A 23,091-nucleotide genomic window follows, 5' to 3' on the forward strand; every position below is an offset into this window, starting at 1 on the left:
TGTGTCCGAAATCAGTGCAGGGCCTGGCAGAGCCATTCCGGCGCCGCGAAGACTATTGAAAACAACGTGTAAGAAGAATACGGAGAAGTAGTGCCTACAATACAGCAGCTGGTGCGCAAAGGACGTAGCACCAAGCACGCGAAGGTAGCCACCCCCGCGTTGAAGGGAAGCCCTCAGCGTCGTGGCGTGTGCACCCGCGTGTACACCACAACCCCGAAGAAGCCGAACTCCGCCCTGCGGAAGGTGGCGCGTGTGCGCCTGTCCACGGGTATCGAGGTCACGGCTTACATTCCCGGTGAGGGACACAACCTGCAGGAGCACTCCATCGTGCTCGTGCGCGGTGGTCGTGTGAAGGACCTCCCGGGTGTTCGTTACCGCATTGTGCGCGGCTCCTTGGACACGCAGGGTGTGCGTGACCGGCAGCAGGCGCGTTCCAAGTACGGTGCGAAGAAGGAGAAGAAGTAATGAGTCGTAAAGGTCCAGCTCCTAAGCGTCCGCTCGTTGAAGACCCGGTATACGGCTCGAAGGTCGTGTCGCAACTGGTGAACCGCGTGCTCCTCGACGGTAAGAAGTCGCTGGCGCAGCGGATTGTATACGGTGCGCTCGAGGGCATTGGTTCGAAAACAGAGCAGGATCCGGTTGTAGTGCTCAAGCGCGCGCTCGATAACATTCGGCCGCAGCTTGAGGTGCGTTCGCGCCGCGTTGGTGGCGCTACGTACCAGGTGCCGGTGGAGGTGCGTGCTTCGCGCGCAACTACGTTGGCGCTGCGTTGGCTAGTGGATTTCTCGCGCAAGCGTCGTGAGAAGACCATGACGGATCGTTTGATGAACGAAATTCTCGACGCCTCCAACGGCCTTGGGGCCGCAGTGAAGCGCCGTGAGGACGTTCACAAGATGGCGGAGGCCAACAAGGCGTTCGCTCATTACCGCTGGTAAGAAACAAGGGTTAGGAAATACTTCGTGGGACAACAAGAGGTACTTACGGATCTCACTAAGGTCCGTAACATCGGCATTATGGCGCACATCGATGCCGGTAAAACTACCTGTACCGAACGCATTCTTTTCTACACCGGTATCAACTACAAGATGGGTGAAACCCATGATGGTGCCGGCACCATGGACTGGATGGAGCAGGAGAAAGAGCGCGGCATCACCATTACGTCAGCTGCGACTACTTGCTACTGGAAGAACCACCAGATCAACATCATTGACACTCCCGGTCACGTGGACTTCACGGTTGAGGTGGAGCGCTCCCTGCGCGTACTCGACGGTGCAGTAGCGGTATTCGACGGTAAAGAGGGCGTTGAACCTCAGTCGGAAACCGTGTGGCGTCAGGCTGACAAGTACAACGTGCCGCGCATTTGCTTCATCAACAAGATGGACAAGCTGGGTGCGGACTTCAAGTACTCACTGCAGACGATTCGCGACCGCCTCAAGGCAACCCCGATCGTGATCACCATGCCGATCGGTGCGGAGCACGATTTTGAGGGCGTCATTGACGTGCTCGAAATGAAGGCCCTGTACTTCCCGGAGAAGGACGACAAGGGTAACCCCACGTTCGGTGCGGTAGTGGAAGAACGTGAGATTCCAGCTGAGTTGAAAGATGAGGCTCAGGAATACCACGATGCTGCGATTGAGGCAGCTGCCGAGGCAAATGACGAGTTGATGGAGAAGTACCTCGACGAAGGGGAACTGAGCCTCGATGAGGTACGCAAGGGAATTCGCGACCTGACGATCTCCTCAACCGCATACCCCGTGTACGCCGGTTCTGCGTTCAAGAACAAGGGTGTCCAACCGATGCTCGATGGCGTGTTGGAGTACCTGCCGTCGCCGCTGGATGTAGAGGCCGTGCAAGGTCACGTTGCTGGCAATGAAGAAGAACTCATTACCCGTGAGGCGGATGAGAACGCTCCGTTCGCAGCGCTCGCATTCAAGGTTGCGGTACACCCGTTCTACGGCAAGCTCACCTACGTGCGCGTTTACTCCGGCAAGGTGGAGTCCGGCAGCCAGGTGCTTAACGCAACCAAGGGTAAGCGTGAGCGCGTTGGCAAACTTTTCCAGATGCACTCGAACAAGGAAAACCCGGTTGACGTGGCTCACGCAGGCCACATCTACGCATTCATTGGTTTGAAGGATACGACCACGGGCGATACGCTTTCGGCGCAAGATAAGCCGGTTATCCTCGAATCCATGACGTTCCCCGAGCCGGTTATTCACGTGTCCATCGAACCGAAGTCGAAGGCGGACCAAGAGAAGCTTGGGGTTGCGATCCAGAAGCTCGCGGAAGAGGATCCGACGTTCACGGTGCGTTTGGATGACGAAACCGGCCAGACCGTTATCGGCGGTATGGGTGAGCTTCACCTAGACGTGCTCGTTGACCGCATGCGTCGCGAGTTCAAAGTGGAAGCGAACGTGGGTAAACCCATGGTTGCTTACCGCGAGACGATCCGAAAGACTGTCGAGAAGCTCGAGTACACGCACAAGAAGCAGACCGGTGGTTCCGGCCAGTTCGCGCGCGTGATTTGTAAGTTCGAGCCTCTCGAGGTTGATGACGAGAATACGTACGAGTTCGTGAATGAGGTCACTGGTGGCCGCATTCCGCGCGAGTACATTCCGTCGGTCGATGCGGGTATTCAGGATGCTATGCAAACTGGTGTGCTCGCCGGCTACCCGGTGGTGGGTGTCAAGGCTACGCTCCTCGACGGTGCGTACCACGACGTTGACTCATCGGAAATGGCGTTCAAGATTGCTGGTGTGCAGGTATTCCGCGAGGGTGCCCGCAAGGCTTCACCGGCTCTGCTTGAGCCGATTATGGCTGTTGAGGTTCGTACGCCTGAGGAGTACATGGGCGACGTTATTGGCGACCTGAACTCCCGTCGTGGTTCCATCCAGGCAATGGAGGATGCTCACGGCGTGAAGGTTGTACGGGCCCAGGTGCCACTGTCGGAAATGTTCGGGTACGTTGGGGACTTGCGTTCTAAGACGCAGGGCCGCGCTGTTTACTCGATGCAGTTCGACAGTTACGCAGAGGTTCCTAAGAGCGTTGCGGATGAAATCATCGGCAAGGCTCATGGCGAATAGCAATAGTTAAGCCAAAAGCGGCGTTAACCCGCGCACAATATGTAAACCCCGTAGTATCGATCACGTTTTTGGTGCTAGGCTAATTCCTAGCCAAAGGCTGTAATCATCTACCCGAGTCCAGGAGGACACAAGTGGCGAAGGCCAAGTTTGAGCGGACAAAACCGCACGTAAACATCGGTACCATTGGTCACGTTGACCACGGTAAAACTACGCTGACCGCGGCAATCACCAAGGTACTGCACGACAAGTACCCTGAGTTGAACGACTTCACGCCGTTCGATCAGGTGGATAACGCTCCCGAGGAGCGCGACCGTGGTATTACCATCAACGTGTCTCACGTTGAGTACCAGACCGATAAGCGTCACTACGCTCACGTGGACGCACCCGGTCACGCTGACTACGTGAAGAACATGATCACGGGTGCCGCGCAGATGGACGGCGCAATCCTCGTGGTAGCTGCAACTGACGGCCCGATGGCTCAGACGCGCGAGCACGTACTGCTCGCCCGCCAGGTGGGCGTGCCAACGATCATCGTGGCGCTGAACAAGTGCGACATGGTCGACGACGAAGAGATGCTGGAACTGGTTGAAGAAGAGGTGCGCGAGCTCCTCGACTCCCAGGGTTACGACGGTGAGAACGCGCCGATCATCCACGTATCTGCTCTGAAGGCGCTGGAAGGCGACGCGGAGTGGGTAGCTGCGGTTGAGAAGCTCATGGAGACCGTTGACGAATACATCCCGACCCCCGAGCGTGACATGGACAAGCCGTTCCTCATGCCGATTGAGGACGTCTTCACCATCACCGGTCGCGGCACCGTGGTAACGGGCCGTGTTGAGCGTGGTAAACTCCCGCTGAACGCGGAGGTCGAGATCCTCGGTATCCGTGATCCGCAGAAGACCACTGTTACCGGTATCGAGATGTTCCACAAGGCTATGGACGAAGCATGGGCAGGCGAGAACTGTGGTCTGCTGCTGCGTGGCACCAAGCGTGAGGACGTGGAGCGCGGCCAGGTTGTCGCAATCCCCGGTTCCATTACGCCGCACACGAAGTTCAAGGGCCAGGTTTACATCCTGAAGAAGGAAGAGGGCGGTCGTCACAAGCCGTTCTTCACCAACTACCGTCCGCAGTTCTACTTCCGTACCACGGACGTGACGGGTGTTATTGAACTGCCTGAGGGCACCGACATGGTTATGCCCGGCGACACCACGGAGATCACGGTTGAGCTGATTCAGCCGATCGCTATGGAGGTCGGCCTCGGCTTCGCTATCCGTGAGGGTGGCCGTACCGTCGGTTCCGGTCGTGTGACCGAGGTACTTTCCTAATCTGATTTAGGATTTACTGAATGTGGCCCGGATTCGGCCGGGCCACATTTTTGTACTTTGACGTGATTCACAGTCTAATTGCTGTTGTTCGGGTTGGAATTTCGCTGTGAATCTGAAAGACTGTCATGGTTGCGTCAAACGAGGCAATGCCTCGCTAGATAGATATCGTTACGCGACTTTGTCGCAAACGATGGGTAATCACCCAAAGTTCTTTGATCACAATACGGTCCAGCTCCTCCGTGAGGAAAGAGCGCCGCGCTAATGCGTCGCAAATAGCGACACGCCCGAGTGCGGGGACCGGTGAGTAGCTGTTAAGAGAGGAAAGACGGCATGGCGGGACAAAAGATCCGCATCCGGCTCAAGTCCTATGACCACGAGGTCATTGACAGCTCCGCGCGCAAGATCGTCGACACCGTGCAACGCGCCGGTGCGACGGTAGTGGGCCCGGTGCCGCTGCCGACTGAACGAAACGTCTTCGTAGTAGTTCGGTCGCCCCACAAGTACAAGGACAGCCGCGAACACTTCGAGATGCGTACACACAAGCGTCTCATTGACATCATCGACCCGACGCCCAAGGCAGTGGATTCGCTCATGCGACTCGACCTGCCCGCTGACGTGAAAATCGATATTAAACTCTGAGGAAACCTGTAAAAATGACTACTGACACCAAGCACGCGGTTGCGCCCGTTAAGGCGCTACTTGGCCGCAAGCTCGGCATGACCCAGGCGTGGGACGCAGACGGTAAAGTCGTTCCACTCACGGTCGTGCAGGTGGGCACCAACGTCGTCACGCAGGTGCGCACCGAAGAGACTGATGGCTACACAGCCGCACAAATAGGCTTCGGCGAGATTGATCCTCGCCGCATTACAAAACCCCTCGCGGGACACTTTAAGAAAGCGGGTGTAACGCCGCGCCGTCACCTCGTGGAAGTACGTACTTCCGACGCGGACAACTACGAAGTGGGCCAAGAACTGGCTGCTGATATCTTCGAGGTTGGCCAAAAGGTAGACGTTTCCGGAAACACCAAAGGTAAAGGATTCGCAGGCGTTATGAAGCGCCACGGATTCGGTGGTGCTTCCGCTTCGCACGGTGCACACCGCAATCACCGCAAACCCGGCTCAATCGGGGCTTGCGCAACTCCCGGACGTATCTTCAAAGGCCTCCGGATGGCAGGCCGTATGGGGAACAAGCGGCGCACAGTTCAGAACCTGCGCGTTTTCGGTGTCGACACCGACAAAGGCTTGCTGCTCATTAAGGGCGCCATTCCTGGCCCCAAGAACGCCGTGGTGCTCGTGCGCACGGCCGTGAAAGGAGCGTAACGATGGCTAACAAAGTTGACGTTCTAGACGTTGAGGGCAAGAAGGTTGAGACCGCGGAACTACCCGAACAGTACTTCGGCCGCGACGTCAACGTGCCCCTCATTCACCAGGTAGTGAAAGCGCAACTAGCCGCTTCTCGCGCGGGTACCGCGAAAGCGAAGACCCGCGGTGAAGTTTCTGGTGGCGGTAAGAAACCGTGGCGTCAGAAAGGCACCGGCCGGGCACGCCAAGGTTCAATCCGCGCACCCCAGTGGGCTGGTGGCGGTGTGGTTCACGGACCGCAGCCGCGCTCCTACGCGCAACGTACCCCTAAGAAAATGAAGCTCGGGGCTCTGTACAGTGCGCTTTCCAACCGGGCGGACGCAGACCGGATCCTCGTGGTCACCGGTTTCATCGCGGAAGACAAAATCTCAACAAAGGAAGCGCGCGTAGCGGTAGACCGCCTCACGGCGGGGGAACGCACGCTGTACGTAACGTTCCGCGGCGACGACAACAACATTTTGTCGGTACGCAACCTTCCTAACGTACACATCCTGTACGTAGACCAGTTGAACACGCTGGACGTAATGAACTCCGAGTACGTTGTCTTCCACAAGACCGCGCTCGAGCAGTTCCTTGCAGCTAAGGAGGGCAACAAGTGAGCCTGGAACTAGCGAAAAACCCTCGCGACATCATCATCGCGCCGGTCATTACCGAAAAGTCTTCGGGACTAATGGATCTGGGGAAGTACACCTTCCTCGTTGACCCGCGGTCGAACAAGACTGAAATCCGCCTCGCGATTGAAAAGATCTTCAACGTAAAGGTCTCGCACGTCGCGACGCAAAACCGACAGGGCAAAGCCTATCGCACGCGCGACGGGATCGGCCGCCGAAAGAACACGAAACGTGCCATTGTCACACTGCGTGAAGGCACGATCGACATCTTCGGTGACCTCGCCTGAGACACGAAGAGTAGAGGATAAACATGGGAATCCGTAGATACAAGCCGACGACGCCGGGACGTCGCGGCAGCTCTGTGGCGGACTTCGTGGAGATCACCCGGTCTACTCCGGAAAAGTCTCTGGTTCGCCCACTGACCAAGACCGGTGGTCGTAACAACCACGGTCGCATCACGGCACGTCGCCGCGGTGGCGGGCACAAACGCGCCTACCGCCTCATCGACTTTCGCCGTAACGATAAAGATGGCGTACCCGCAAAGGTCGCGCACATCGAATACGATCCGAACCGTACCGCGCGCATTGCCCTGCTGCACTATGTAGATGGGACAAAACGGTACATTCTGGCGCCAGCAAAACTGAACCAGGGTGACGTTGTGGAATCTGGTGCGAACGCGGACATCAAGCCGGGGAACAACCTGCCGTTGCGTAACATCCCCGTCGGCACCGTGGTTCACGCTGTCGAGATGTACCCGGGTGGGGGCGCAAAGATTGCGCGTTCCGCCGGTACTTCCGTGCGCCTAGTGGCCCGCGAAGGCCGTTACGCTCAGCTGCGCATGCCGTCCGGAGAGATCCGGAACGTCGAGGTCATGTGCCGCGCCACCGTTGGTGAGGTTGGGAACGCGGAACAGTCCAATATCAGCTGGGGTAAAGCCGGCCGGATGCGTTGGAAGGGACGCCGCCCGAAGGTTCGTGGTGTTGCTATGAACCCGGTGGATCACCCACACGGTGGTGGTGAAGGCCGCACCTCTGGTGGTCGTCACCCAGTGTCACCTTGGGGTCAGCCTGAGGGTCGTACTCGTCGTCCGAACAAGGCCAGCGACAGGCTCATTGTGCGCCGTCGCCGGACTGGCAAAAAGCGCTGATAGGAGCTGACAAATAATGCCACGTAGTCTGAAGAAGGGTCCTTTCGTCGACGAGCACCTGCTAAAGAAGGTGGACGCTCAGAACGAAAAGGGCACGAAGAACGTTATCAAAACCTGGTCACGTCGTTCCGTCATCACCCCGGACTTCCTGGGGCACACGTTCGCTGTGCACGACGGGCGCAAGCACGTGCCGGTGTACATCACGGAATCGATGGTGGGGCACAAGCTCGGCGAGTTCGCTCCCACTCGGACATTCCGCGGCCATGACAAGGACGACCGCAAAGGACGCCGTTAAGGCGCCCGATGAGAAGTGAGGCAAGGACAATGGTAGCTAAGGCGCAGGCGCGCTACGTTCGCGTCACGCCCATGAAGGCTCGCCGGGTTGTGAACGAGGTTCGCAACAAGCGGGTCCTTGAGGCAGCTGACATCTTGCGGTTCGCTCCGCATGCTGTAGCAACTGATGTGAACAAAGTATTGAACAGTGCCGTCGCTAACGCACGCGTGTTGGCACAAAACGCTGGGGAAACTTTCCGGGAGGAAGACCTGTACGTCGTGGAAGCCTTTGTTGACGAAGGTCCAACGATGAAGCGGTTCCGCCCCCGCGCACAGGGCCGGGCGGGGCAGATTCTGAAACGCACCAGCCACATCACTCTAGTAGTGGGCACGAAGGACGAGACTGGGAAGGAAGGCCGGTAATGGGTCAAAAAGTTAACCCCACCGGGTTTAGGCTGGGTGTAACAACCGAGCACCGCTCTCGCTGGTTCGCTGACTCCACTACTAAAGGGCAGCGTTACAGCGATTACGTAGCTGAAGACTTCGCGATCCGCGATTTCCTCAACGCGAACCTGGAACGCGCGGGTGTTTCCCGCATCGTCATTGAACGCACAACCGACCGGGTGCGAGTGGATCTGTACACCGCTCGCCCGGGGATTGTGATTGGTCGCCGCGGAGCGGAGGCCGACCGGTTGCGGCAGCGGCTTGAGAAGCTGACGGGCAAACAGGTTCAGCTGAACATCCTGGAAGTTAAGAACGCGGAAATGGATGCGCGTCTGGTTGCGCAAGGGATTGCAGAGCAGCTTGCGGCGCGTGTGTCGTTCCGCCGCGCTATGCGCAAGGGCATGCAGTCCGCTCTTCGTGCGGGCGCTAAAGGTATCCGCGTTCAGTGCTCCGGCCGTTTAGGGGGCGCGGAAATGTCGCGCTCGGAGTTTTACCGTGAGGGCCGGGTACCACTGCACACGCTGCGCGCGAATATTGATTACGGTTTCTACGAGGCCGTGACCACGTTCGGCCGCATTGGTGTGAAGGTGTGGATTTACAAGGGTGACTTGACGGAGCGGGAGTTCGCTCAGCAGCAAGTCGAGGCTGGTAACCGTGGTGGTCGTCGAGGCGAACGCCGTGGTGGTCGCCGGGGCCAGCGTCGCTCCGGTGGGCAGCGTAGGAACAATCAGTCAGAAAAGCGTGAGGCAGCACCCGCTGCGGACGCGAAGGCTGAGCAAAAAGGATCGGAGGGCTAGGCCGTGCTTATCCCAAGACGTACTAAGTACCGCAAGCCACACCGCCCAACACGTAGCGGTATGGCTAAAGGCGGCACCGAAAGTTCGTTCGGTGATTACGGCATCCAGGCATTGGAGCCGGCTTACATTACGAACCGTCAGATTGAGGCAGCGCGTATTGCCATGACTCGGTTCATTAAGCGTGGCGGTAAAGTGTGGATCAACATTTTCCCCGATCACGCGCTCACAAAAAAACCGTTGGAAACGCGTATGGGTTCCGGTAAAGGTGCTCCGGAGTTCTGGATTGCGAACGTGAAGCCCGGCCGGGTGATGTTCGAACTAGCTGGTGTGCCGGAGAGCGTGGCTCGCGAGGCCATGCGTCGTGCCCAGCACAAGCTTCCTATTAAGACTCGTTTCCTTGTTCGTGAAGGTGGTGACGCATAATGGCAGACAACAATCGTCTGACAACCGCCGCTCTCGATGAGATGGACGACACGCAGCTGGCTTCCGAACTAGAGAAGGCTAAGGCGGAACTGTTTAACCTTCGGTTCTCCAAAGCTCTCGGTCAGCTAGAGGATCACGGTCGCTTCAAGGCGGTGCGTGGAAATATTGCCCGTATTTACACTGTGGCGCGCGAGCGTGAGCTGGGGATCCGCACGGCGCCTGGGAGTGAGGAGTGATCTAAATGGCTGATGCAACGAAACCGGTGCGGGGCGAACGTAAAGTTCGTCGCGGCCACGTGGTTAGCGACAAGATGGACAAAACGGTCGTAGTGGAGCTGGAAGACCGGGTTAAGCACCCGCTTTACGGCAAGGTTATGACCAAAAAGAAGAAGGTTAAGGTGCACGACGAAAACAATGAGTTGCGCATTGGTGACCTTGTTCGGATCATGGAGACCCGTCCACTGTCGAAAACGAAGCGTTGGCGCGTAACCGACATCATCGAACGCGCGAAGTAACTTTTTGATTGTTACTGGAGGCCGCCCCTCGGGGCGGCCTTTCGCTTTATCGTGAGCAAAGGCACAGGCAGCGCGGCTAATCCTCCTTCCAATTGGGGAAGCGGATGGCATAGACTAATGAGGTTGCGTTTTTACGCGGAACCAGTGTACGCGCGCCTATTTTCAGAGCGTGGGGATACCGAGGTTTAGGCGTAAACGCGAGCCAGGCACTAACCGGCACCGCATCGCACGAGTGTGGTTCGTGTGCCGCACGTGCAGGAACTGGCGAAGAAGATGTGCAGCCACTTGGTTGCACGAGTCCGTATACGTTCGACAAGGCTCAGCCCGCTGGGCTGGAGAACCGGTTCGACGATTGGAGAACAACTAATGATCCAGCAGGAGTCGCGACTAAAGATCGCCGACAACACGGGGGCGAAGGAAATTCTTTGCATCCGCGTGCTCGGTGGATCCGGTCGACGCTACGCGGGTGTAGGTGACGTCATCGTCGCCACAGTTAAGGACGCGATCCCTGGCGGCAACGTCAAAAAGGGTGAGGTCGTTAAGGCAGTGATTGTGCGTACGCGCAAGGAACGCCGGCGTCCCGATGGTTCCTACATTCGTTTTGATGAGAACGCAGCCGTAATCCTCGGCACCAACAACGAACCTCGCGGTACCCGTATTTTCGGGCCCGTGGGCCGTGAACTGCGTGAAAAACAGTTCATGCGGATCGTGTCACTAGCGCCGGAGGTGCTCTAATGGCAGCAAAGATTAAGAAGGGCGATCTGGTTGAGGTCATCTCTGGCCGCACATCAGACCAGAAGAAGATTGATGCACGCAACGCCCGTCGTGCAGAGCAGGGACTAGAACCACTCAAACCCGGTGACAAGGGTAAGCAGGGGCGTGTCATTAAGGTATTCCCCAAAGACCAGAAAGTCTTGGTCGAGGGTGTGAACCTAAAGACGCGTCACGTGCGTCAAGGGCAGACGGCCCAGGGCGCGGCAACCGGTGGTATTGAAATGGTTGAAGCACCGATCCACGTGTCTAAAGTAATGCTCGTTGACCCCGATACGAAGCAGCGCGTACGCGTTGGCTTCCGCATCGATGTTGACGAGAACGGCAAGCGCGTTAACCGCAACCCGATCCGCGTTATCCGCGGTGGAGCGGCACGCGGCCTCGAGACCGGGAAGGAGATCGGAGCATGACCCCGCGTCTAAAAACTAAGTTCGTAGACGAGGTACGCCCGAACCTCGAGAAAAAGTTCAACTACGAGAACACCATGCAGGTGCCATCACTCGTGAAGGTAGTTGTGAACATGGGTGTCGGGGCTGCAGCGCACGACTCTAAAGCAATGGATGGGGCGATTCGGGACCTCACGGCAATTACGGGCCAGAAACCGTCTGTGAGCCGTGCACGTAAATCCATTGCGCAGTTCAAACTGCGTCAGGGCCAGCCAATTGGTGCGCACGTGACCATGCGTGGGGATCGCATGTGGGAATTCATGGACCGTCTGATTTCTACGGCTCTTCCCCGTATCCGCGACTTCCGCGGCATGAACCCCAATCAGTTCGACGGTCAGGGTAACTACACGTTCGGCCTCACGGAGCAATCGGTGTTCCACGAGATCGACGTGGATTCAATTGACCGCGTACGTGGCATGGATATCACGATTGTCACGTCAGCTAAGACCGACGAGGAAGGTCGCGCTCTGATTCACGGGCTCGGCTTCCCGTTCAAGGAGAAGTAAGCATGGCGAAGACATCTTTGAAGGTTAAAGCGAACCGGAAACCAAAGTTCAAGGTTCGTGGATACACGCGTTGCAACCGGTGCGGGCGTCCCCGCTCGGTGTACCGCAAGTTCGGACTATGCCGCGTTTGCTTGCGTGAGCTCGCCCTTGCGGGTGAACTCCCAGGCGTGACGAAGAGCAGCTGGTAAACCACTACAGCGCAGGTCCTTCACTGGAGGAAACCACGTTGAGGAAGGGGAGAAACCCCAATGACAATGACTGACCCGATCGCAGACATGCTGACGCGTCTGCGTAACGCGAGTCGCGCGCACCACGATTCCGTGTCTATGCCGCACTCGAAGTTGAAGGCAGCAATTGCACAAATCCTCGTTGCGGAAGGTTACGTTGCCGCGACGAAGGTAGAGGAAGCGCCGGTCGGTAAGACCCTGACGCTTGACCTCAAGTACGGCCACAACCGTGAGGCCGCCATCTCAGGTGTACAACGCGTATCCAAACCGGGTTTGCGCGTGTACGCGAAATCGTCCGAGCTGCCGCGCGTGCGTGGTGGTTTGGGTGTCGCGATTCTTTCGACCTCATCCGGTCTACTGACGGATCGTGAAGCGTTCAACAGGGGCGTAGGTGGGGAAGTCCTCGCCTACATCTGGTAAGGAGGAAACCAATGTCACGTATCGGTAAGACTCCTATCGCAATCCCAAACGGTGTGGATGTCACTATTGATGGCGCCCACGTGATTGTAAAGGGCCCGAAAGGCAGCCTTGAGCACACGATTGTTGAACCAATCACCGCTGTTGTTGAGGACGCACAGGTGTTTGTGAAGCGCCCTGACGAGTCCCGGGTGGCTCGTTCCCGCCACGGGTTGGAACGGTCCTTGATTGAGAACATGATCATCGGCGTTACCGAAGGGTACACGAAAGCCCTGGAGATCGTGGGTACCGGTTACCGCGTAGCAGCTAAAGGCAAGAACCTGGAGTTCGCGGTTGGATACTCTCACCCCGTGCTATTTGAAGCGCCTGAAGGTATCGAGTTCAAAGTTGAGTCTGCGAACAAGTTCTCGGTGGCGGGTATCGATAAGCAACTGGTTGGTGAAACCGCTGCTCGTATCCGTAAGATCCGCAAGCCCGAACCCTACAAGGGTAAAGGGATTCGTTACGCGGGTGAGCAGATCCGTCGCAAGGTTGGAAAGGCTGGTAAGTAATGTCTTACACCGTTAAAGGTAAAGGTAAGCGCGTTGCTCGGCTCCGCCGCCACCACCGCGTGCGTAACAAGGTTCATGGCACCGCTGAGCGTCCCCGCCTGGTTGTCACCCGGTCTAACCGCCACATGGTGGCGCAAGTGATCGATGACGACTTGGGGAACACACTCGCGTCGGCGTCAACAATGGAATCTGGCCTCGAGGGTGCGGAAAACAAAACCGATGCCGCCCGCAAGGTGGGCGAGGCAGTTGCACAGCGCGCTAAAGAGGCTGGAATCACCGCAGTGGTGTTCGACCGTGGGGGAAACAAGTACCACGGACGCGTAGCTGCTGTGGCCGAGGGTGCCCGTGAGGGTGGCTTGAAGCTATGAGTGAGCAGAAGAAAGAGAACACGCAGATGGCTGCAGAAGAGACGAAGAAGGGCGGCCAGCAGACGCAGGAGCGGCAGGATAACCGGCGGGAGCGTCGGTCGGGCCGTAACGAGCGTCGCGACAACCGCCGCAATGATAGCCGCGACCAGTACGAAGAGCGCGTGGTCACCATTAACCGCGTTTCCAAAGTGGTTAAGGGCGGGCGCCGGTTCGCATTCACCGCTCTGGTAGTGGTCGGTGACGGCGAAGGCACCGTGGGCGTTGGCTACGGTAAAGCAAAAGAAGTACCTCAGGCGATTGCAAAAGGTGTGGAAGACGCGAAGAAGAACTTTTTCCGCGTCCCCATGATTGGCCGGACGATCACGCACCTGGTGCGTGGCGAAGATGCGGCTGGAATCGTGTTGCTGCGCCCCGCTTCCCCCGGTACTGGGGTAATCGCGGGTGGTCCAGTGCGCGCCGTGCTGGAATGCGCCGGTGTGCACGACGTGCTGACGAAGTCCTTGGGATCGCAAAACGCGCTGAACATCGTTCGGGCTACGGTTGCTGGTTTGAAGGAATTGGAGCAGCCTGAGGCCGTGGCAGCTCGCCGCGGACTCGCACTGGAACGCGTTGCACCAGCTTCGATGCTGCGTGCCCGTGCTGAAGGTGAAGAGGCGGAGCGCCTCATGGCTGAAATTGCTGAGAACGAGGCAGCAGCAGGGGTAGGTGCGTAATGGCGAAACTGAAGATTACCCGTACGCGCTCGTCGATTGGTCGCACGCCTAAGCAGCGTGCCACCATCGTGACTCTGGGTTTGCGCAAGATCGGTCAAAGCGTTGTCCGTGACGACACGCCGTCCGTTCGCGGCCTCATCCAGGTTGTCCGCCACATGGTTGAGGTAGAGGAGGTCGAGTAACCATGGCTGAGAAGAAGGTTCTACGCCTGCACGACCTAAAGTCCGCACCCGGAGCTACCACGCGTAAGCAACGCGTTGGCCGCGGTGAAGGTTCGAAGGGTAAAACTTCGGGCCGTGGTACGAAGGGTACGAAGGCTCGTAACACCGTTCCCGCAGCGTTCGAGGGTGGGCAGATGCCGATGCATATGCGCATGCCGAAGCTGCGTGGGTTCAAAAACCCGTTCCGCGTTGAGTACCAGGTTGTGAACCTGGGGCGCTTGGAAGAGCTTTTCCCGGAGGGTGGCGACGTAACTGTTGACGCGCTCGTGGAGAAGAACGCGGTTCGTAAGAACTGTCCTGTGAAGGTACTTGGCACGGGCGAAGTTACGAAGAAGTTCAACATTACCGTCGACAAGTGGTCTGCTTCCGCTGAGGAGAAGATCACCAAGGCTGGCGGCACCATTCAGGCTCGGTAATTCGAGGCTGGTGAATATGTAAGGTGGCTCGATCATTCGTGGTCGAGCCACCTTGCTGTGTGAGCTTTCAGTTTTAGAGTTTGGGCGATTTACCGCCAGCGATTATTTTCCGGTACGCTAGGTCGTGCACTAGTGCGCATAATTTTGAGGAGGACGCGTGCTCAGCACATTTGCACAGGCATTCCGCACGCCTGATCTGCGGGGTAAACTGCTGTTCAGTTTGCTCATAATGGGGCTGTTCCGCCTGGGGTCTTTTATCCCTACACCGGGTGTGTCCACGCCTAACATTCAAACGTGTGTGGCGCAGCAGGGGGAGAACTCCCTGCTGGATCTCGTTAACTTGTTTTCCGGTGGAGCATTACTGCAGCTGTCAGTGTTCGCACTTGGGATCATGCCCTATATTACGGCGTCGATTATTGTGCAGTTGCTTCGTGTTGTGATTCCCCGGTTCGATGACCTCCATAAGGAAGGGCAGCAGGGGCAGACGAAGTTGACGCAGTACACGCGTTACCTAACTATTTTCTTGGGCGTCCTCCAGTCTTCTACAATGATCAGTTTGGCGATGGCAGACCGGTTGTTCCCCGGCTGTTCCGCCCCGGTGATCCCAGAGAAGAACGCTGGTACTTTCTTGATGATGCTACTGGTTATGACTGCCGGTACCGGCGTGATCATGTGGATGGGTGAGCTCATCACCGAACGCGGCATTGGCAACGGCATGTCCCTGCTGATTTTCACTTCGATTACCGCGACACTGCCGGCGCACTTGTTCTCCATTGGCCGCGCTGGGGCATGGGGGAAGGTCTTCTGGATTCTGGCGCTCATCTTGGTTATCACCATGGTGGTGGTTTACATTGAACTGGCGCAGCGCCGCATCCCGGTACAGTACGCGAAACGGATGGTGGGGCAGCGCCTCATGGGTGGGTCATCCACCTATATTCCACTGAAGATCAACATGGCGAACGTTATTCCCGTGATTTTCTCGACCTCAATTCTGGCGTTGCCGACTATGATCGCGAACTTCGGTAATCCCAATGACTCGTGGGTGCAGTGGATTCACGCTAACTTTGCGCGCACAACCGTTGTTTATCTGATTGCGAACGGGCTTATGATCCTGTTCTTCACGTTCTTCTACACGTCGATCACGTTTAACCCCGACGAGGTTGCGGACAACATGAAGAAGTACGGCGGGTTCATTCCAGGTATCCGCGCCGGGGTTCCGACTGCAGAGTACTTGCGGTTCGTTATGAACCGCATAACCACTGCGGGCGCCCTATATTTGGTGATTGTCGCTCTGCTACCTTCCATTGCGATGATTCCACTTCATCTTGAGGGCGGGCAGATGCCGTTCGGTGGGACTACGCTGCTGATCGTTGTGGGGGTTGGCCTGCAGACGGTGATGCAGATTGATTCACAGCTTCAAAAACACCATTACGAAGGATTCTTGCAATGAGCAAACCAGTGATCATTATGCTGGGTGCCCCAGGTGCGGGTAAGGGCACGCAGGCGAAGCGCATCGCGCAAAAACTTGGCATCCCAGCGATTTCTACGGGCGCGATTTTTCGAGAGAACCTGGCTCAGGACACGGTTTTGGGGCAGCAGGCCCGCGAGTACATCAATAAGGGTGAGTTCGTGCCCGATTCCGTGACGAACCCGATGGTTCAGGCTCGTTTGAAAGCACCGGACGTGCAGGATGGCTACCTGTTGGACGGTTACCCCCGCACGCTCGAGCAGGCGCATTTTCTGCGTGACGCCATGGCAGCGCTGCACCAAGAGATTACTTTGGTAATGGAGATTGCGGTTGATGAGGATTCGGTTGTTGACCGGCTATTGAAACGTGCTGAGGAAGAGGGTCGTGCCGACGATACTGAGCCGGTGATTCGCCACCGCCTGGAGGTCTACCACCGGCAGACGGAGCCGATGGCTACGTACTACGCGGACCAGGACATGCTAGTTCAAATCGATGGTACCGGCAGCGTGGATGAGGTTTGGGCCCGGGTCGAAGCGGTGCTTGATGAAGCGTTGAAGGAGAAGTAACGTTCTGGCGTCGGCAGTTTCGTATCTACTTAGCAGTGCTTTAGCTTAATACCAATGCTTTAACTAGTAACCAGTGCTTTAACTAGTTAACGGCGAGACGACATGCTAATAGCTTTGTAGGTCGGTTGCACTGCCTTATGGGCCAACTTTAGATCGTATTCCACCCGCTGTTGCCGCACGAACAGTGGGTGGTTTCACATAGTGAGGAGTTAACAGTGGCGCGGATTCAACGAAAAAACCGCAAGCAGATTGAGTACATGCGCGAGGCCGGTTTGATTGTCGCAAAGATTCACGAGGCCCTGAGGGAGGCGGCGCAGCCGGGCGTGACCTTGCTGGAATTGGACGCGGTGAGTGCGCATGTGATCGAGTCTTCGGGAGCGAAGTCGAACTTCCTTGGTTACTACGGTTACCCAGCAACCGTGTGCATCTCGGTAAATGACACGGTTGTGCATGGAATTCCAGATGAAACTCCGTTAAAGGCTGGAGACCTGGTGAGTTTCGACTGTGGCGCGTACGTGGAGCGCGAGGGGAAGCAGTGGCACGGGGACGCAGCGTTCACAATGATCGTTGGAGGTGACGAACATGGCAGTGAGGCCGCACGTCGTTTGAACCGAATTACGGAACAGTCAATGTGGGCGGCTTTAGCTGCAGTGGCGACGGGTAACCGCACTAATGACATTGGCCGCGCGGTGGAACAGGTGGTGGCTGCGAACCGCGATGGCGATTGGGAAGCGGGCATTATCGAGGAGTACACGGGGCACGGGATCGGGACCGCGATGCACATGGATCCCTCGGTATACAACTATGAGGTGACGGGCCGAACCCCGGCTTTGAAACGTGGCATGGTGCTGGCGGTGGAACCCATGCTGGTCGATGGCAAGATTGACACAAAAACGCTGGCCGATGAGTGGACGGTGAAGACGGTGGATGGCCGTCTGGCGAGCCACTGGGAACACACGATCGCTCTCACTGATAACGGGGTGTGGGTACTCACCGCGCCAGATGGTGGGGAGGCCGGGCTTGCGCCTTATGGCATTACTCCGCAGCCGTAACGTTTTCCTCAGACGTAACGATGCTTTGCAGATGTAGCGTTGCCTCGTAGATGTAGAGTTGCCTCGCAGATGTAGCGTTCACGCACTTCAGCCCTCTAGTCGTTTCGGTAGACGGCAAAGGGTTCTTGCAAGCGCGCCACGGGAGAGTGAGTAAAATAACAAGGTCTGCCCTGTAGTTGAGCTTGGTTTTCCATTAAACTGATTAGTCGGGTCATTGTCTGTATCCGCGGTATTTGTGGAGGCAGGCGGACCGGGCTTTGTGAACGCAAAGCTTAGATACACTTGAGGGGTTAGACAAAGCGTATGGCCAAAAAAGATGGCGTCATTGAAATGGAAGGCACCATTTCGGAGGCATTGCCGAACGCAATGTTCCGCGTGGAGCTTCCTAATGGGCACATCGTGCTCGCGCATATTTCTGGGAAAATGCGTCAGCACTACATTCGTATTCTGCCGGAAGACCGTGTTGTTGTAGAGCTTTCGCCCTACGATCTGACGCGGGGCCGGATTGTTTACCGCTACAAGTAAATAAGACACAATAACACCGATTGGCGGAGGTAAACCATGAAGGTACAGCCGAGCGTCAAGAAGATCTGTGACAAGTGCAAGGTGATTCGTCGCCACAGCAAAGTCATGGTGATCTGCGACAATCCGCGACACAAGCAGCGTCAAGGCCGATAGGGCACCGCTGTTCAATAAATAAAGATAAGCACTTTACCGGCCGCTTAGGCGGGACCCTCGGACCGGAGGCCGAGGCTGGTTGGCAGCGTCAGCTCGCTACCAGATGGTAAGGTGACCACCTCCCTTTCCAAATTTGGAGAACAAGTATGGCACGTATTGCCGGCGTTGACCTCCCCCGCGAAAAGCGGTTAGAGGTAGCGCTCACCTACATTTTCGGAGTAGGTCGTTCACGCGCTAAAGAAACTTTGAAAGCCACTGGCGTTTCACCTGATACGCGCGTTAAGGACGCTACCGAAGAAGAGTTCGTGAAGCTCCGCGAGTACATCGAAGGTAACTACCAGGTGGAGGGTGACTTGCGCCGTGAGGTGCAGGCTGACATCCGCCGCAAGATTGAGATTGGCTGCTACCAGGGTCTGCGCCACCGCCGTGGCCTACCCGTGCATGGTCAGCGCACCAAGACAAACGCGCGCACCCGTAAGGGCCCCAAGCGCACTGTTGCCGGAAAGAAGAGCGCGTAAGCTGCGGCTTCGCTGATACTCGTAGGAGAAAATGATCTATGGCTACTAAATCTTCAGTGGCGCGCAAAGGGAAGCGTAAGGAACACCGGAACGTAACCCACGGGCACGCCTACATTAAATCTACTTTTAATAACACGATCGTTTCGATCACGGATCCGACCGGTGGGGTGCTTTCTTGGGCTTCATCCGGACAGGTTGGTTTCAAAGGTTCGCGTAAGTCAACGCCGTTCGCAGCACAACTGGCGGCTGAATCTGCTGCTCGTCGCGCTCAGGAATACGGTGTTAAGAAAGTTGACGTGTTCGTTAAGGGCCCGGGTTCGGGCCGTGAGACCGCTATCCGTTCACTTCAGGCCACCGGCATTGAGGTGGGGTCAATCCAGGATGTGACGCCGCAGGCTCACAATGGTTGCCGCCCCCCGAAGCGCCGTCGCGTCTAAGGGAAGTACGAAGACTTCGCGTCTTCCACGTCGAGTTACGCACAACGCCTTTGCGTAACGCCGCACTTGTTTCAGGACTGACCTGTAACGTACCTGAAGCGTCATATGGCGGATGCTTCAGGAAGAAAGGACCAAAGACGTGCTAATTGCACAGCGACCCACTCTTACTGAAGAGCAGGTTAGCGAGTACCGTTCACGATTCACCCTGGAGCCGTTGGAACCAGGTTTTGGCTACACACTTGGTAACTCGCTGCGCCGCACACTGCTTTCCTCAATTCCGGGGGCGGCAGTAACATCGATCCGCATCGATGGGGTGCAGCATGAGTTCTCAACTATTCCCGGGGTTAAGGAAGATGTTGCGGAAATTATCCTCAACATTAAGGACCTCGTACTTTCCTCAGAAAACGACGAACCTGTCGTCATGTACTTGCGTAAGGCGGGTACTGGTGAGGTGACCGCAGCGGACATTACCCCGCCTGCGGGAGTGCAGATCCACAACCCGGACTTGCACCTAGCTACCTTGTCTGAAAAGGGCAAGCTGGAGATTGAACTGACAGTTGAGCGTGGCCGCGGCTACGTGTCGGCAGATCAGAACAAGGATCCGAACGCCGAGCTGGCGCGGATCCCGGTGGACTCGATCTACAGCCCCGTTTTGAAGGTGAGCTACAAGGTTGAGGCGACTCGTGTGGAACAGCGCACGGACTTCGACCGTCTAATCGTTGATGTAGAAACAAAACCAGCTATTTTGCCACGTGATGCGATTGCGTCTGCCGGCAAAACCCTCGTGGAGTTGTTCGGCCTGGCTGGGGAACTCAACACGGAAGCTGAGGGCATTGAGATCGGCCCGGCGGCGACGGATGAGACGCTGTCTGCAGACCTGGCACTGCCGATTGAGAACCTGGGGTTGCAGTCGCGTTCGTACAATGCGTTGCGTCGCCGTGGGATCCTCACTGTTGGTGAACTGGTTGCTCATTCAGAGGCAGACCTGTTGGACATCCGCAACTTCGGTTCCAAGTCGATTGAGGAGATTAAGGAACAGTTGGCGGGCCTGGGGATGACCCTGAAAGATCAGGCGCCAGCACCTGGCAGTGGTGATCAGTCCGGTTCCATTCAGTTCAGTGACGAGTAAACTCGTCCGTTAAGTTTTAATAGGAGTAACAATGCCCACACCTACAAAGGGCGCTCGTTTGGGAAGTGGTCCCGCACACGAGAAACACATTCTGGCTAACCTGGCCCGCGACTTGTTCGAGCACAAGCAGATCACGACTACGCGTGCGAAGGCTCGCCGTTTGCAGCCGTACGCGGAGAAGCTGATTACCAAGGCTCGTCGCGGTGACATTCACGCGCGCCGCACGGTTGCGAAGAAAATCCAGGACAAAGACATCCTGTACGTTCTGTTTGATGAGGTTGCGAAACAGATCGATCCGGAACGTGCCGGCGGGTACACCCGGATTGTTGACCTTCCGCCGCGCCGCGGAGACAACGCGCCGATGGCGCAGATCTCTCTGGTGCTAGAGAAGGTTGAGAAGAAGGCTGTTGTGAAGGAAGCGCAAAAGACCGCGCAGAAGGCAGCTGACAAAGCAGAAGCTGAGGAAGTGTCGAAATCTGCTGAGGATAAAGAGGCGCAGGAAGCTAAGGACGAGGCTGGTAAAGCTGCGCCCGCTGCAGAAGCGGAAACTGGCTCCGCTTCGGAATCTGAAGCTGCTGACACCAAGGATGCTTCTGAGGAGAAGTAACCGGCTTCGGTTGAACTTCTGCTTAGCGGCTGGCGTTCAGGTGGCTGCATTCGCTTAGTTCAGTCTCAATACTATAGGTGGCGTTCCTCCTTTTGGGGGAGCGCCACTTTTGTTGTTTGTACCAAGGCGTGCAGAAGCCGCTTCATATGCTCAGAAAGGTGCGGACGCCGGTTTGTTTCAGACAGTATGATCTAAGGCATGGACGATGTTAGAACGCTGGCAGTGGATTGTGGTGGTGGGGGGATTAAGGCCTCCGTGTTGGACCGTTCGGGAACCATGGTGGCGTCAGCGGTGCGGACAGCTACTCCGTACCCGTTGCCTCCCACGCTCCTGGTGTCCACGATCGAGGAGCTGGCCGGGCAATTACCCGACTTCGACCGAGTTACAGTTGGCATGCCAGGGATGATTCGACACGGCGTGGTGATCGCCACCCCGCATTATGTGACGCGTGACGGCCCGCGCTCAAGGGTGCTCCCGGAACTGGTGGAGCAGTGGGAGCGGTTTGACATGCGCAGTGCGCTCAAAGCCGCGTTGAACTGCCCTGCCCTGGTCTTGAACGACGCCGAAGTCGCAGGTGCTGGTGTGATCACCGGAACGGGCTTAGAGATGATTGTGACGCTTGGAACCGGGTTGGGTAATGCGGTGTTCGATGGTGGACGGTTAGCGCCGCATACAGAAATCTCGCAGGGCCCTGTGCGGTGGGGACTCACCTATGACGACTACGTGGGGGAACACGAGCGACTCCGATTGGGGGACGCGCACTGGTCGCGGCGGATCCGGCGCATAGTCGCAGCGTTGCGGTCGATGTACATGTGGGATCGGTTGTATTTGGGTGGAGGTAACTCGGTGCGGATCACGCCCACTCACCGGCAGCGGCTGGGGGACGAAGTGGTGATTGTGCCAAACGATGCGGGTATCCGCGGGGGTGTGCGCGCTTGGGACCTCTAGTTTCAGCGAGAGCGGTAAGCGAACCGGAACCTGGTTCAAAACGTTCCTTTGAGGATGGGGAACTGGTGCGTATCCGCTTGGATTTGGCGTATGCGGGCGCGGGGTTTCACGGTTGGGCAAAGCAACCGGGGTTACGGACCGTGCAGGGTGAGGTTGAGGCTGCGCTGCGAACCGTGGTGCGCGCTCCAGTGGAACTAACGGTCGCGGGCCGCACTGACGCGGGAGTTCACGCGGCTCACCAGGTGGCTCACTGTGATGTCCCAGCTTCTGCGTGGGCGAAGCTGCTTCCCGGAAATGATTCACCTGAGGCTCTTGCGAAACTGCGTAGGCGTTTTAACTCCCTGCTTGCGCGCGGCACTGAAACGCCGGGAGCTGATGTGGTGATACACCGCGTGCGGCGGGTAAGCACAGATTTTGACGCCCGGTTTTGTGCCCTCACGCGCCACTACCAGTACACGCTGTGCGACCGCGACGAAACGCTGAACCCAACCACCGCGCAGCTCGTGTGGTGGACGGGGGCGCAAGGCCTCAGGCTAGAAAAAATGAATGAAGCGGCGGGCTTGTGGGTGGGAGAGCATGACTTTTTGTCGTTTTGTAAACCCAGAGCGGGGGCGACGACGATCCGGACTTTGAAAACCCTGGTGGTTGCGCGCAATGCAAATGGTGAGGTGGAAGTGCAGGTGAGTGCGGACGCGTTTTGCCACTCGATGGTGCGGTCACTAGTGGGGGCGCTAGTTGAGATTGGGCGGGGCCGCCGCGACACAACTTGGGCGCGGACACTGGTGCGGGAACCAGCGCGGACTCATGGGGTGCCGATTGCACCGGCGCACGGGCTTACTCTTGTGGGGGTGGACTATCCGCCGCCGGCGCTGTGGGCTGAACAGCAGAGGAAAACCCGGCGTGTCCGCACAAGTCCGTGTGGGTGCTAGCTCGGGTTACGCGTAACGATTACTGATCGTTCCGCCTTGGAGCAACGGTTTTCCGTGCAGGTACGTTAGTTTTGAAACTGGATTATTTGGCGCCTACACGTGGGTGTGGTTGTGCTTGAGGAATGGACCACAAATGGGCATAAGCTTTGAC

At 57.2% G+C, this 23,091-nt stretch carries 36 protein-coding genes; all 36 read left to right on the forward strand.

All coding sequences use genetic code 11. The features are described 5' to 3' along the window. Positions 1-90 precede the first annotated feature (90 nt). The 36 genes from rpsL to truA all read left to right on the forward strand — a co-directional run bounded on the left by rpsL (position 91) and on the right by truA (position 22,940). Positions 91-465 carry a 30S ribosomal protein S12 gene (gene rpsL, locus QS713_RS03515; protein WP_102216247.1) on the forward strand — a complete coding sequence of 125 codons (375 nt, stop codon included), beginning with the start codon at positions 91-93 and terminating at the stop codon, positions 463-465. Continuing rightward, positions 465-935, forward strand: a complete 471-nt coding sequence (gene rpsG / locus QS713_RS03520; RefSeq protein WP_102216246.1) for a 30S ribosomal protein S7 — start codon at positions 465-467, stop codon at positions 933-935. The genes rpsL and rpsG overlap by 1 nt, the downstream gene beginning before the upstream one ends. A gap of 24 nt (positions 936-959) precedes the next feature. Further along, positions 960-3,080, forward strand: coding sequence for an elongation factor G (fusA, locus tag QS713_RS03525; protein ID WP_313272482.1), 2,121 nt, complete (start codon positions 960-962; stop codon positions 3,078-3,080). Positions 3,081-3,211: 131 nt separating this feature from the next. Further along, positions 3,212-4,402: an elongation factor Tu gene (gene tuf, locus QS713_RS03530; protein WP_102216245.1), complete on the forward strand. Its 1,191-nt coding sequence runs from the start codon at positions 3,212-3,214 to the stop codon at positions 4,400-4,402. A gap of 330 nt (positions 4,403-4,732) precedes the next feature. After that, positions 4,733-5,041: a 30S ribosomal protein S10 gene (gene rpsJ, locus QS713_RS03535; RefSeq protein WP_102216244.1), complete on the forward strand. Its 309-nt coding sequence runs from the start codon at positions 4,733-4,735 to the stop codon at positions 5,039-5,041. A 14-nt stretch (positions 5,042-5,055) separates the two neighbouring features. Continuing rightward, on the forward strand, positions 5,056-5,721 hold the full coding sequence (gene rplC, locus QS713_RS03540; RefSeq protein ID WP_102216243.1) for a 50S ribosomal protein L3: 666 nt from the start codon (positions 5,056-5,058) through the stop codon (positions 5,719-5,721). Between the two features lie 2 nt (positions 5,722-5,723). After that, a complete protein-coding gene (gene rplD, locus QS713_RS03545; protein WP_313272485.1) occupies positions 5,724-6,362 on the forward strand; it encodes a 50S ribosomal protein L4 in 639 nt (212 codons plus the stop codon). Next, the gene (gene rplW, locus QS713_RS03550; RefSeq protein ID WP_102216241.1) at positions 6,359-6,661 is read left to right on the forward strand and encodes a 50S ribosomal protein L23; all 303 of its coding nucleotides are present in this window, start codon (positions 6,359-6,361) and stop codon (positions 6,659-6,661) included. Before rplD ends, rplW begins: the two co-directional genes overlap by 4 nt. A 23-nt stretch (positions 6,662-6,684) precedes the next feature. Beyond that, entirely contained in the window at positions 6,685-7,521 is an 837-nt protein-coding gene (rplB, locus tag QS713_RS03555; protein WP_313272489.1) for a 50S ribosomal protein L2, read from the forward strand. A 16-nt stretch (positions 7,522-7,537) separates the two neighbouring features. Then, entirely contained in the window at positions 7,538-7,816 is a 279-nt protein-coding gene (gene rpsS, locus QS713_RS03560; protein ID WP_102216239.1) for a 30S ribosomal protein S19, read from the forward strand. Between the two features lie 29 nt (positions 7,817-7,845). Beyond that, complete coding sequence (gene rplV / locus QS713_RS03565; RefSeq protein ID WP_102216238.1) at positions 7,846-8,217, forward strand: 50S ribosomal protein L22; 372 nt, start codon at positions 7,846-7,848, stop codon at positions 8,215-8,217. Next, the gene (gene rpsC / locus QS713_RS03570) at positions 8,217-9,035 is read left to right on the forward strand and encodes a 30S ribosomal protein S3 (RefSeq protein ID WP_313272492.1); all 819 of its coding nucleotides are present in this window, start codon (positions 8,217-8,219) and stop codon (positions 9,033-9,035) included. The genes rplV and rpsC overlap by 1 nt, the downstream gene beginning before the upstream one ends. 3 nt (positions 9,036-9,038) lie before the next feature. Then, positions 9,039-9,458, forward strand: a complete 420-nt coding sequence (rplP, locus tag QS713_RS03575) for a 50S ribosomal protein L16 (protein WP_313272494.1) — start codon at positions 9,039-9,041, stop codon at positions 9,456-9,458. Next, positions 9,458-9,694 carry a 50S ribosomal protein L29 gene (rpmC, locus tag QS713_RS03580; RefSeq protein ID WP_102216235.1) on the forward strand — a complete coding sequence of 79 codons (237 nt, stop codon included), beginning with the start codon at positions 9,458-9,460 and terminating at the stop codon, positions 9,692-9,694. Before rplP ends, rpmC begins: the two co-directional genes overlap by 1 nt. Positions 9,695-9,699: 5 nt before the next feature. Next, entirely contained in the window at positions 9,700-9,972 is a 273-nt protein-coding gene (gene rpsQ / locus QS713_RS03585) for a 30S ribosomal protein S17 (protein WP_102216234.1), read from the forward strand. 366 nt (positions 9,973-10,338) lie between these two features. After that, on the forward strand, positions 10,339-10,707 hold the full coding sequence (rplN, locus tag QS713_RS03590) for a 50S ribosomal protein L14 (RefSeq protein ID WP_102216233.1): 369 nt from the start codon (positions 10,339-10,341) through the stop codon (positions 10,705-10,707). Then, on the forward strand, positions 10,707-11,153 hold the full coding sequence (gene rplX / locus QS713_RS03595; RefSeq protein ID WP_102216232.1) for a 50S ribosomal protein L24: 447 nt from the start codon (positions 10,707-10,709) through the stop codon (positions 11,151-11,153). The genes rplN and rplX overlap by 1 nt, the downstream gene beginning before the upstream one ends. Next, positions 11,150-11,695 carry a 50S ribosomal protein L5 gene (gene rplE / locus QS713_RS03600; protein WP_313272499.1) on the forward strand — a complete coding sequence of 182 codons (546 nt, stop codon included), beginning with the start codon at positions 11,150-11,152 and terminating at the stop codon, positions 11,693-11,695. The genes rplX and rplE overlap by 4 nt, the downstream gene beginning before the upstream one ends. 2 nt (positions 11,696-11,697) lie before the next feature. Next, entirely contained in the window at positions 11,698-11,883 is a 186-nt protein-coding gene (locus tag QS713_RS03605; RefSeq protein WP_102216230.1) for a type Z 30S ribosomal protein S14, read from the forward strand. 60 nt (positions 11,884-11,943) lie between these two features. Continuing rightward, positions 11,944-12,342: a 30S ribosomal protein S8 gene (gene rpsH, locus QS713_RS03610; RefSeq protein WP_102216229.1), complete on the forward strand. Its 399-nt coding sequence runs from the start codon at positions 11,944-11,946 to the stop codon at positions 12,340-12,342. Positions 12,343-12,353: 11 nt separating this feature from the next. Then, positions 12,354-12,890 carry a 50S ribosomal protein L6 gene (gene rplF / locus QS713_RS03615; RefSeq protein WP_313272502.1) on the forward strand — a complete coding sequence of 179 codons (537 nt, stop codon included), beginning with the start codon at positions 12,354-12,356 and terminating at the stop codon, positions 12,888-12,890. Next, complete coding sequence (gene rplR, locus QS713_RS03620) at positions 12,890-13,258, forward strand: 50S ribosomal protein L18 (RefSeq protein WP_102216227.1); 369 nt, start codon at positions 12,890-12,892, stop codon at positions 13,256-13,258. Before rplF ends, rplR begins: the two co-directional genes overlap by 1 nt. 26 nt (positions 13,259-13,284) lie before the next feature. Continuing rightward, positions 13,285-13,971 carry a 30S ribosomal protein S5 gene (gene rpsE / locus QS713_RS03625; protein ID WP_102216581.1) on the forward strand — a complete coding sequence of 229 codons (687 nt, stop codon included), beginning with the start codon at positions 13,285-13,287 and terminating at the stop codon, positions 13,969-13,971. Next, positions 13,971-14,153 carry a 50S ribosomal protein L30 gene (rpmD, locus tag QS713_RS03630; protein WP_102216226.1) on the forward strand — a complete coding sequence of 61 codons (183 nt, stop codon included), beginning with the start codon at positions 13,971-13,973 and terminating at the stop codon, positions 14,151-14,153. The genes rpsE and rpmD overlap by 1 nt, the downstream gene beginning before the upstream one ends. A gap of 2 nt (positions 14,154-14,155) precedes the next feature. Next, positions 14,156-14,608: a 50S ribosomal protein L15 gene (gene rplO / locus QS713_RS03635; protein ID WP_102216225.1), complete on the forward strand. Its 453-nt coding sequence runs from the start codon at positions 14,156-14,158 to the stop codon at positions 14,606-14,608. 157 nt (positions 14,609-14,765) lie between these two features. Then, entirely contained in the window at positions 14,766-16,058 is a 1,293-nt protein-coding gene (gene secY, locus QS713_RS03640; RefSeq protein WP_313272505.1) for a preprotein translocase subunit SecY, read from the forward strand. After that, positions 16,055-16,642 carry an adenylate kinase gene (locus tag QS713_RS03645; protein ID WP_313272507.1) on the forward strand — a complete coding sequence of 196 codons (588 nt, stop codon included), beginning with the start codon at positions 16,055-16,057 and terminating at the stop codon, positions 16,640-16,642. Before secY ends, QS713_RS03645 begins: the two co-directional genes overlap by 4 nt. Before the next feature lie 215 nt (positions 16,643-16,857). Continuing rightward, positions 16,858-17,694, forward strand: coding sequence for a type I methionyl aminopeptidase (gene map, locus QS713_RS03650; protein WP_313272509.1), 837 nt, complete (start codon positions 16,858-16,860; stop codon positions 17,692-17,694). A 303-nt stretch (positions 17,695-17,997) separates the two neighbouring features. Next, a complete protein-coding gene (gene infA, locus QS713_RS03655) occupies positions 17,998-18,219 on the forward strand; it encodes a translation initiation factor IF-1 (protein ID WP_102216221.1) in 222 nt (73 codons plus the stop codon). Between the two features lie 36 nt (positions 18,220-18,255). Further along, a complete protein-coding gene (gene rpmJ / locus QS713_RS03660; protein WP_102216220.1) occupies positions 18,256-18,372 on the forward strand; it encodes a 50S ribosomal protein L36 in 117 nt (38 codons plus the stop codon). Positions 18,373-18,518: 146 nt separating this feature from the next. Beyond that, entirely contained in the window at positions 18,519-18,890 is a 372-nt protein-coding gene (gene rpsM, locus QS713_RS03665) for a 30S ribosomal protein S13 (RefSeq protein WP_102216219.1), read from the forward strand. A gap of 38 nt (positions 18,891-18,928) precedes the next feature. Then, a complete protein-coding gene (rpsK, locus tag QS713_RS03670; RefSeq protein WP_102216218.1) occupies positions 18,929-19,327 on the forward strand; it encodes a 30S ribosomal protein S11 in 399 nt (132 codons plus the stop codon). 139 nt (positions 19,328-19,466) lie between these two features. Further along, positions 19,467-20,456, forward strand: a complete 990-nt coding sequence (locus tag QS713_RS03675) for a DNA-directed RNA polymerase subunit alpha (protein ID WP_102216217.1) — start codon at positions 19,467-19,469, stop codon at positions 20,454-20,456. A 31-nt stretch (positions 20,457-20,487) separates the two neighbouring features. Next, positions 20,488-21,063, forward strand: a complete 576-nt coding sequence (rplQ, locus tag QS713_RS03680; protein WP_313272512.1) for a 50S ribosomal protein L17 — start codon at positions 20,488-20,490, stop codon at positions 21,061-21,063. Between the two features lie 198 nt (positions 21,064-21,261). After that, a complete protein-coding gene (locus QS713_RS03685; protein WP_313272514.1) occupies positions 21,262-22,011 on the forward strand; it encodes an ROK family protein in 750 nt (249 codons plus the stop codon). Further along, positions 21,999-22,940, forward strand: coding sequence for a tRNA pseudouridine(38-40) synthase TruA (gene truA, locus QS713_RS03690; protein WP_313272515.1), 942 nt, complete (start codon positions 21,999-22,001; stop codon positions 22,938-22,940). The genes QS713_RS03685 and truA overlap by 13 nt, the downstream gene beginning before the upstream one ends. Positions 22,941-23,091 lie beyond the last annotated feature (151 nt).

It is taken from the genome of Gleimia hominis, assembly GCF_032085515.1.
Classification (GTDB): domain Bacteria; phylum Actinomycetota; class Actinomycetes; order Actinomycetales; family Actinomycetaceae; genus Gleimia; species Gleimia hominis.

Bases quoted from the DNA above. Each gene is read 5' to 3' on its own strand.
- rpsG (WP_102216246.1), top strand. From the start codon at position 465: ATGAGTCGTAAAGGTCCAGCTCCTAAGCGTCCGCTCGTTGAAGACCCG.
- rpsJ (WP_102216244.1), top strand. From the start codon at position 4,733: ATGGCGGGACAAAAGATCCGCATCCGGCTCAAGTCCTATGACCACGAG.
- rplC (WP_102216243.1), top strand. From the start codon at position 5,056: ATGACTACTGACACCAAGCACGCGGTTGCGCCCGTTAAGGCGCTACTT.
- rplD (WP_313272485.1), top strand. From the start codon at position 5,724: ATGGCTAACAAAGTTGACGTTCTAGACGTTGAGGGCAAGAAGGTTGAG.
- rplB (WP_313272489.1), top strand. From the start codon at position 6,685: ATGGGAATCCGTAGATACAAGCCGACGACGCCGGGACGTCGCGGCAGC.
- rpsS (WP_102216239.1), top strand. From the start codon at position 7,538: ATGCCACGTAGTCTGAAGAAGGGTCCTTTCGTCGACGAGCACCTGCTA.
- rplV (WP_102216238.1), top strand. From the start codon at position 7,846: ATGGTAGCTAAGGCGCAGGCGCGCTACGTTCGCGTCACGCCCATGAAG.
- rpsC (WP_313272492.1), top strand. From the start codon at position 8,217: ATGGGTCAAAAAGTTAACCCCACCGGGTTTAGGCTGGGTGTAACAACC.
- rpmC (WP_102216235.1), top strand. From the start codon at position 9,458: ATGGCAGACAACAATCGTCTGACAACCGCCGCTCTCGATGAGATGGAC.
- rpsQ (WP_102216234.1), top strand. From the start codon at position 9,700: ATGGCTGATGCAACGAAACCGGTGCGGGGCGAACGTAAAGTTCGTCGC.
- rplN (WP_102216233.1), top strand. From the start codon at position 10,339: ATGATCCAGCAGGAGTCGCGACTAAAGATCGCCGACAACACGGGGGCG.
- rplX (WP_102216232.1), top strand. From the start codon at position 10,707: ATGGCAGCAAAGATTAAGAAGGGCGATCTGGTTGAGGTCATCTCTGGC.
- rplE (WP_313272499.1), top strand. From the start codon at position 11,150: ATGACCCCGCGTCTAAAAACTAAGTTCGTAGACGAGGTACGCCCGAAC.
- QS713_RS03605 (WP_102216230.1), top strand. From the start codon at position 11,698: ATGGCGAAGACATCTTTGAAGGTTAAAGCGAACCGGAAACCAAAGTTC.
- rpsH (WP_102216229.1), top strand. From the start codon at position 11,944: ATGACAATGACTGACCCGATCGCAGACATGCTGACGCGTCTGCGTAAC.
- rplF (WP_313272502.1), top strand. From the start codon at position 12,354: ATGTCACGTATCGGTAAGACTCCTATCGCAATCCCAAACGGTGTGGAT.
- rplR (WP_102216227.1), top strand. From the start codon at position 12,890: ATGTCTTACACCGTTAAAGGTAAAGGTAAGCGCGTTGCTCGGCTCCGC.
- rpsE (WP_102216581.1), top strand. From the start codon at position 13,285: ATGGCTGCAGAAGAGACGAAGAAGGGCGGCCAGCAGACGCAGGAGCGG.
- rpmD (WP_102216226.1), top strand. From the start codon at position 13,971: ATGGCGAAACTGAAGATTACCCGTACGCGCTCGTCGATTGGTCGCACG.
- rplO (WP_102216225.1), top strand. From the start codon at position 14,156: ATGGCTGAGAAGAAGGTTCTACGCCTGCACGACCTAAAGTCCGCACCC.
- QS713_RS03645 (WP_313272507.1), top strand. From the start codon at position 16,055: ATGAGCAAACCAGTGATCATTATGCTGGGTGCCCCAGGTGCGGGTAAG.
- infA (WP_102216221.1), top strand. From the start codon at position 17,998: ATGGCCAAAAAAGATGGCGTCATTGAAATGGAAGGCACCATTTCGGAG.
- rpmJ (WP_102216220.1), top strand. From the start codon at position 18,256: ATGAAGGTACAGCCGAGCGTCAAGAAGATCTGTGACAAGTGCAAGGTG.
- rpsM (WP_102216219.1), top strand. From the start codon at position 18,519: ATGGCACGTATTGCCGGCGTTGACCTCCCCCGCGAAAAGCGGTTAGAG.
- rpsK (WP_102216218.1), top strand. From the start codon at position 18,929: ATGGCTACTAAATCTTCAGTGGCGCGCAAAGGGAAGCGTAAGGAACAC.
- rplQ (WP_313272512.1), top strand. From the start codon at position 20,488: ATGCCCACACCTACAAAGGGCGCTCGTTTGGGAAGTGGTCCCGCACAC.
- QS713_RS03685 (WP_313272514.1), top strand. From the start codon at position 21,262: ATGGACGATGTTAGAACGCTGGCAGTGGATTGTGGTGGTGGGGGGATT.